Genomic DNA, 7,064 nt, shown 5'->3' on the forward strand with positions numbered 1-7,064 from the left:
GCCTCGGCGAGGCCGACCGATTGCCGTTCAAGGACGCGCTCACCGTTAACGGCAAGACCCTGTGGGAGAACGTCAAAGACGCGCCGCACTACAACGATGAGGTGATCCGCCCGCTGGACAACCCCCTCACCGCCGACGGCGGCATCTGCGTGGTGCGCGGCAATCTCGCCCCCAACGGCGCGGTGCTCAAGCCCTCGGCGGCGAAAGCCGAACTCATGCAGCACCGCGGCCGCGCGGTGGTCTTCGAAGACTTCGACGACTACAAGGCGCGCATCAACGACCCGGACCTGGACGTGGAAGCCAACGACATTCTGGTCATGAAGCACTGCGGCCCCCGGGGCTACCACGGTATGGCGGAGGTAGGCAATATGGGCCTACCGCCCAAGATCCTCGCCCAGGGGATTACCGACATGGTGCGAATCTCCGATGCGCGCATGAGCGGCACCGCCTACGGCACCGTGGTGCTGCACGTGGCCCCGGAAGCCGCGGCGGGTGGCCCGCTGGCCGCGGTACGCAACGGCGACTGGATCGAACTCGACTGCGCAAGCGGGCGACTGCACCTGGACATCAGCGACGAAGAACTCGCCGCGCGCCTGGCCGAAGGCGACCCCACTGCCGCCTCGACACTGATCGCCAGCCAGGGCGGCTACCGGCAGCTGTATATCGAGCGCGTGCTGCAAGCGGACGAAGGCTGTGACTTCGACTTCCTGGTCGGCTGCCGGGGGGCGGAGGTGCCCCGGCACTCGCATTAACCGGACTGGGCAATAATCTCCCTTAGCGTGCTCATCAGCGCCGCAGCGCCGGGGGAGAGCCGCTGGTGGCGCAAACTTACCAGCCCATAGGGTTGAACGCTGAGCGTCTCGCTGAAGGGCAGAAGATGGAAGCGCTGCGGGTTGCATAGCAGGTTGGCGGCTTCGCGGGTGGTCACTGTGATGGTGTCGGATTTATCGACCAGTGCGAGGGACACCATTAAATCCGCCGTATCGACGATTTGGCGTGGCGGCGTTACCTGATGATGCAAAAACAGGCTGTCGACCCGCTGACGCATCAGCGCCCCAATGGGCTGTAACGACCACGGGTAGTCCGCCATGTCGCACAGGCTAAGTGTGGTTTTATCGGCTAACGGGTGATTTTGGCGGCAGACAAAACACAGTTCCTCTTCGCCAATCTCTTCAAATACAAAGCGCTCCACGTCAAAGCCCGCCGGAATCCGCGTAATCGCGAAGTCCAGTTCGCCTTCAAGCAAGCGTGGCACCAGGGCCTTGCTGACATCCACATCAACACTGATTTTAAGTCCCGGCCGGTCTCTGTGTACTCGTTCGATAGCGCTGGTCAGTAGCGTCACCGCCGGGGCCATTACCGTGCCGACGGCCACCGTACCTGCATTGCCTTCACCTAATGCATCCAACTCCTCACCCGTTTGGCGCAGTGTCGATAACATACTGTGCGCGTGGCGAATCATTATCTCGCCGTACCAGTTAGGCGTCAGTCCGCGGGGGTGGCGGTCGAATAAACGAGTGCCCAGGTTGGTTTCCAGGTCGCTGAGTAACTTTGAGGCGGCGGGCTGGCTCATATGTAACTGAGCGGCCGCACGGTGAAGGTTACGCTGCTCGTCGAGCGCTAAAAAAAGCTGTAAATGGCGCAACTTTAGTCGCACGTCCAAAAACCAGTTCTCGCTGAGAACGCCCATGGAATAAGCCTTTTGTTGTTATTGATAGCAATAAGCATATCAAAGTTGCCATGTTCGTATATTGGTTGGTTATGGTAGAGGTGTCTACTGTAACGCTTGTATATGCGACGCTAACGTCGCCCTAATAACAAAAATTCAAGGAGCAATATCATGCCTCTCATGTACGCTCATAGGGCCAGCGCAAGGCCCAGCCTGTTGTTGAGTGCCGGTATCGCGATGCTATTGCTTGGTGCTACTCAGGCACAAGGCGAAGAAACCACCGCTGGAAATGGCGCGGAACGCAGCATTGATAAATCGGTATTTGGTCAATTGCCGGATGGCCGTCAGGTCGATGTTTATCGGTTTACCAATGCTAATGGTATCGAACTTCAGGTCACCAACTACGGCGGCATCATCCTGTCATTGAAGACGTCCGATGTAGACGGTGAGTTCGATGATATCGCGCTGGGTTTCGACTCGCTTGAGGCCTATCTTTCCGACGAATACCGCCAGGCCAATCCCTATTTCGGTGCCATCATCGGGCGCTACGGCAACCGCATAGCGGGTGGTCAGTTTTCGCTCGATGGCGAGACCTACTCACTGGCCACCAATGATGGCAACAATCATCTACACGGCGGCGCTCAGGGCTTCGATAAGGTCTTGTGGCAGGCCGAGCCGTTCGATAACGCGTCGGGCACGGGGCTTGTGCTGCGCTATACCAGCGAGGATGGCGAAGAGGGCTATCCGGGGAGGCTGGAGACGCAAGTCACCTACACCCTGACCGATAACGATGAGCTGATGGTGGATTATCGCGCCACCACTGATAAAGCCACGCCTGTCAACCTGACCCAGCACAGCTACTTCAACCTGAAGGGCGAAGGCAGCGACACCATTCTCGATCACCATTTGCTGATCAACGCTTCTGAATTTACACCGGTCAACGACAGCCTGATTCCCACCGGCGAAATCCGCTCGGTAGACGGCACACCGTTCGACTTTACCCAGCCGACGCCGATCGGTGAGCGGATTGATCAGGACAACGATCAGTTGGGTTTTGGCGGTGGCTATGACCACAATTTCGTGCTGGATCGCGACAACGCAGCGTCGGATGAGCTTGTCTTGGCTGCCAAGGTATGGGAGCCGCAAAGCGGACGCATGGTGGAAATCGAAACCACCGAGCCCGGTATCCAGTTCTATTCCGGTAATTTTCTCGATGGCAACCTGACCGGCAAGCGGGGCGAGCCTTACGGGCACCGTTCCGGCTTTGCCCTGGAAACCCAGCATTATCCTGATTCCCCCAACCAGGAGGCGTTTCCCAGCACGATCCTGGAGCCCGACGAAACGTATCGCTCACGCACGGTATATCGCTTTTCTGCTCAGGAAGCGTTTGATTCGTAACCTGTCGTGGCTTGCCCCGGCAACCTGAGACATCAACAGCCATCATCACAATCAACAACAAGATTCGCTAACACATCAGGAGTACGACCATGCAATTAACAACAAACCTGACCACGACTTTTACCCGGTTAGCCCTCGGTAGCGCCGTTATGCTGGCGTCTCTGGGCACTGCGCAGGCGCAGGATGACGAGGTGAAGATCGGCTTTATCGTCAAGAAGCCGGAACAGGCGTGGTTTATCAATGAACAGCGGGCGGCTACCGAAGTCGGTGAAGAACTCGGTTTCGACGTGGTACGGCTGGGTGGTGAAGACGGCCAGGAAGTGCTTAGTGCCATTGATAACCTCAATTCCCAGGGCGCTGAAGGGTTTGTCATCTGCCCGCCGGATGTGCGTCTGGGGCCAGCCATCATGAACCGTGCTGAGCAGTACGATATGAAAGTGATCACCGTCGATGATCAGTTTGTCAATTCCAGCGGTGAGCCGATGGAGGGCGTCCCTCATCTGGGCATGTCCGGCTATAAGATCGGCCAGCAGGTAGGCAATGCGATTGCCGACGAAATGGAAGCCCGCGGCTGGAACCCTGAAGAGGTTGCCGCGCTGCGTATTACCAATAATGAACTGCCCACCGCCGTTGAACGCACCGATGGTGCCACCGAGGCGCTGCTGGAATCGGGCTTCTCCGAAGACAACATCTTCGACGCCCCCCAGCAAAATACCGATACCTCCAGCGCTTTCTCGGCCGCCTCACCGGTGCTCGCCCAGCACGGCGATTACGAGCACTGGGTGATCTATGCCCTCAATGAGGAGAGCGTACTTGGCGGGGTCAGGGCGACCGAACAGTACGGCATACCCTCTGAGGATGTTATCGGGGTTGGGATCAACGGTTCAGGTGCGGCCTTTGCCGAGTTCTCCCGTGAAAACCCGACCGGCTTTCACGGCACCGTAGCGGTGAGCTCCACCATGCACGGCCGTCAGACGGCGGAAGACCTCTATCGCTGGATTACCGAGGATGAAAAGCCACAGGCGAATACCGAGACCTCCGGCACCTTGATGACCCGTGATAACTGGCAGGAAGTTCGCGAAGAGCTGGGTCTGTAACAGATTGTCTGCTGGAGTGCTTTCGCATGTCTGATGCTTATTTACGTTTCGATAGTATCAGTGTCGTTTTTCCTGGCGTGCGTGCGCTGGATGGCGTGAGCTTTGATGCTCACGCCGGCCAGGTGCATGCGTTGATGGGCGAAAACGGCGCGGGTAAATCGACCCTTCTCAAGGTGCTGAGTGGCGTTAACCACGTTGCCGAAGGGGCGCTGTGGATTGATGGCAAGCGTCATGTCTTCAGCAACACGCGGGAGGCGTTGCGCGAAGGCATCGCCATCATCTATCAAGAGTTGACGCTCTCGCCGAATATGTCGGTGGCCGAGAACCTGTTGCTGGGCCAGTTGCCCACGCGGCAGGGGTTCGTGAACCGCCGTCAGTTGAAGGAAAAAGCCATGGCGATCCTGGCCGACCTGGGCGAGGGGGAGATTCATCCCTCGACCAAGGTACGCGAGCTTTCCATCGGCCAGCAGCAAATGATTGAAATTGGTCGTGCGTTGCTGCGCGACGCTAAGGTAATCGCCTTTGATGAGCCGACCAGCAGTCTCTCTATTCAGGAAACCCGCCAACTCAAGCGCATCGTCCAACGACTGCGCGACGAAGGGCGCGTCGTGCTCTACGTGACCCATCGTATGGAGGAGGTGTTCGAGATGTGCGATGCGGTCACCATCTTCCGCGACGGTCAGCATATTCGTACCCATGAGGATATGTCGTCCCTGAATCATGACCTGCTGGTGAGCGAAATGGTCGGTCGCGATATCGACGATGTGTATGGCTATCGCCCCCGGGAACAGGGTGACGTGGTCTTGAGCGTCGAGGGTATCGAAGGACGCGGCCTCCAGGCGCCGGTGAGCTTTTCCGTCAAGCGCGGTGAGGTATTCGGGCTGTTTGGCCTGGTGGGCGCCGGTCGCAGTGAGCTGCTTCGGCTGGTGTGCGGCGTTGAATCCCCCAAAGCCGGTAGCGTCACCTTTAACGGCGAGTCGCGGCGTTTCAAGAGTCCTGGCGAAGCGATTCGTGCTGGCATTGCCATGTGCCCGGAAGATCGCAAATCCCAGGGCATCTTCCCGGTGGCAAGCGTCTCCGACAACCTCAATATCAGCTGTCGGCGTTTTTTCAAACGCTGGGGGTTTTTCCGCCACCCCGGGCGTGAGCGGCGCAACGCCGAGTCGTATATCCAGCAGCTCAGCGTCAAGACTCCGGGCCCGCGATCGCCTATTGGCAAACTCTCCGGGGGCAATCAGCAGAAGGTGATTCTGGCCCGCTGGCTCGCCGAAGAAATCGACCTGTTTGTAATGGACGAGCCGACGCGGGGTATCGATGTGGGCGCTCGCCGAGATATTTACTCGCTGCTTTACGACCTGGCCGAGCAGGGCAAAAGCGTGGTGGTGATTTCCAGTGACCTGGCGGAAGTCAGTTCCATTTGTGACCGCATTGCCGTGATGCGCGACGGCGAGCTGGTGGAAGTGGTGCCACGCGAATCAGCCACCCCCGAACGGCTACTGGGGCTGGCACTGCCTGCCTGATGCCTACTTTTTAGACCACAAATTTCAGAGCAGATGTTTTTCAGGACTCAAGCTCTTCAAAACACAAGCTCAGGACAAACACCATGACAACCGACAACGTAACCCAAGGTGAGAATGCACCTGCCCGTCCGGCGGGGCGCCAGGGGCTTATCAAGCCGCTTCGCACGCTGCTGGATACTTCCGGGCTGATTGCCATTTTCTTGCTGCTGTTTGTGGCCCTTGCCGTACTTATCCCTGACTTTCTCACCGGGCGCAATATGGTCGGGCTGCTGCTTTCGGTCACTCTGATCGGTAGCCTGGCCACCACCATGATGCTGGTATTGGCGCTGGGCGAGGTGGACCTTTCGGTGGCTTCCACCGTGGCCTTTGCCGGGGTGGTGGCAGCGGTGGTGACGACCAACACCGGTAGCGTATTTATCGGCGTGATGGGCGGCATTGTCGCCGGTGGTGCGGTAGGGGCCTTCAACGGCCTGGTGATTGCCAAGTTCGGCATCAACTCACTGATTGCCACCCTGGCGGCGATGGAGTTTGTGCGTGGGCTGGCCTACATCACCTCCGGCGGCGATGCCGTGATGATTACCGTGCCGAGCTTCTTTGACCTGGGTAGTGCCTCCTTTCTGGGCCTGACCCTGCCGGTATGGACCATGCTGGCCTGCTTCGTGATCTTTGGCGTGATACTCAATATGACATCTTTTGGCCGCAACGTGCTGGCTACCGGCGGTAACGCCGAAGCCGCCGCGCTGGCCGGGGTCAACGTCCGTCGCCTCAAGATTATCGTTTTCGGCCTCCAGGGCGTCGTTGCGGGCGTGGTTGGTGTATTGCTGGCATCGCGCATGGGGCTGGGTGATCCCAATACCTCAATGGGGCTGGAACTGGCGGTAATTTCTGCCTGTGTGCTGGGCGGCGTGGCGCTATCGGGCGGTGTCGCCACGATCACCGGCGTGCTGGTCGGGGTGATGATCATGGGTTGCGTGCAGAACGCCATGGGCCTGCTCAACGTGCCGACCTTCTACCAGTACCTGGTGCGCGGCGCGATTCTGCTGCTGGCGGTGATGTTCGATCGTTGGAAACACACGCGCCGTCAGCGGGCTTAACACCACTTCTCAATACCTTTTTTACCATGATCTTTTTCACCGATTTTTTACGGAGAGCCCCCCATGTCTGATCGCAAGCCGCCCCTACGCTCTGCCCAGTGGTTCGGCACCGCCGACAAGAACGGCTTTATGTACCGCAGCTGGATGAAGAATCAGGGTATTCCTGACCATGAGTTCCAGGGCAAGCCGATTATCGGGATCTGCAACACCTGGTCGGAGCTGACGCCCTGCAACGCCCACTTCCGCAAGCTGGCGGACCACGTCAAGCAGGGCATCCTGGAAGCGG

Annotated in this window: 7 protein-coding genes; 6 read left to right on the forward strand and 1 reads right to left on the reverse strand. The window is 58.6% G+C overall.

Translation table 11 applies throughout. The annotated features are described in order from the left end of the window. On the forward strand, window positions 1–752 hold a 752-nt coding region (locus NH395_RS18170), incomplete at its 5' end, for a dihydroxy-acid dehydratase (protein ID WP_253026895.1). On the opposite strand, the gene NH395_RS18175 is transcribed toward NH395_RS18170, so the two are convergent. Next, window positions 749–1,690, reverse strand: coding sequence for a LysR substrate-binding domain-containing protein (locus NH395_RS18175; RefSeq protein WP_253026897.1), 942 nt, complete (start codon window positions 1,688–1,690; stop codon window positions 749–751). The genes NH395_RS18170 and NH395_RS18175 overlap by 4 nt on opposite strands. Window positions 1,691–1,840: 150 nt before the next feature. Here NH395_RS18175 and NH395_RS18180 point away from each other — a divergent pair, with 150 nt between their 5' ends. From NH395_RS18180 to NH395_RS18200, 5 genes are all read left to right on the forward strand, one after another. Further along, window positions 1,841–3,067, forward strand: a complete 1,227-nt coding sequence (locus NH395_RS18180) for an aldose epimerase family protein (RefSeq protein ID WP_253026899.1) — start codon at window positions 1,841–1,843, stop codon at window positions 3,065–3,067. Window positions 3,068–3,156: 89 nt separating this feature from the next. Then, on the forward strand, window positions 3,157–4,164 hold the full coding sequence (locus NH395_RS18185) for an arabinose ABC transporter substrate-binding protein (RefSeq protein WP_253026901.1): 1,008 nt from the start codon (window positions 3,157–3,159) through the stop codon (window positions 4,162–4,164). Between the two features lie 26 nt (window positions 4,165–4,190). After that, window positions 4,191–5,684 carry an L-arabinose ABC transporter ATP-binding protein AraG gene (araG, locus tag NH395_RS18190; RefSeq protein ID WP_253026903.1) on the forward strand — a complete coding sequence of 498 codons (1,494 nt, stop codon included), beginning with the start codon at window positions 4,191–4,193 and terminating at the stop codon, window positions 5,682–5,684. 83 nt (window positions 5,685–5,767) lie between these two features. Further along, on the forward strand, window positions 5,768–6,778 hold the full coding sequence (araH, locus tag NH395_RS18195) for an L-arabinose ABC transporter permease AraH (protein ID WP_253026905.1): 1,011 nt from the start codon (window positions 5,768–5,770) through the stop codon (window positions 6,776–6,778). Between the two features lie 63 nt (window positions 6,779–6,841). Further along, a partial coding sequence (locus NH395_RS18200; protein ID WP_253026907.1) for a dihydroxy-acid dehydratase occupies window positions 6,842–7,064 on the forward strand: 223 nt, incomplete at its 3' end.

The sequence above is a fragment of the Halomonas sp. Mc5H-6 genome, assembly GCF_024124705.1.
Lineage (GTDB): Bacteria > Pseudomonadota > Gammaproteobacteria > Pseudomonadales > Halomonadaceae > Vreelandella > Vreelandella subterranea.

Bases quoted from the DNA above. Each gene is read 5' to 3' on its own strand.
- araH (WP_253026905.1), top strand. From the start codon at position 5,768: ATGACAACCGACAACGTAACCCAAGGTGAGAATGCACCTGCCCGTCCG.
- araG (WP_253026903.1), top strand. From the start codon at position 4,191: ATGTCTGATGCTTATTTACGTTTCGATAGTATCAGTGTCGTTTTTCCT.
- NH395_RS18175 (WP_253026897.1), bottom strand. From the start codon at position 1,690: ATGGGCGTTCTCAGCGAGAACTGGTTTTTGGACGTGCGACTAAAGTTG.
- NH395_RS18185 (WP_253026901.1), top strand. From the start codon at position 3,157: ATGCAATTAACAACAAACCTGACCACGACTTTTACCCGGTTAGCCCTC.
- NH395_RS18180 (WP_253026899.1), top strand. From the start codon at position 1,841: ATGCCTCTCATGTACGCTCATAGGGCCAGCGCAAGGCCCAGCCTGTTG.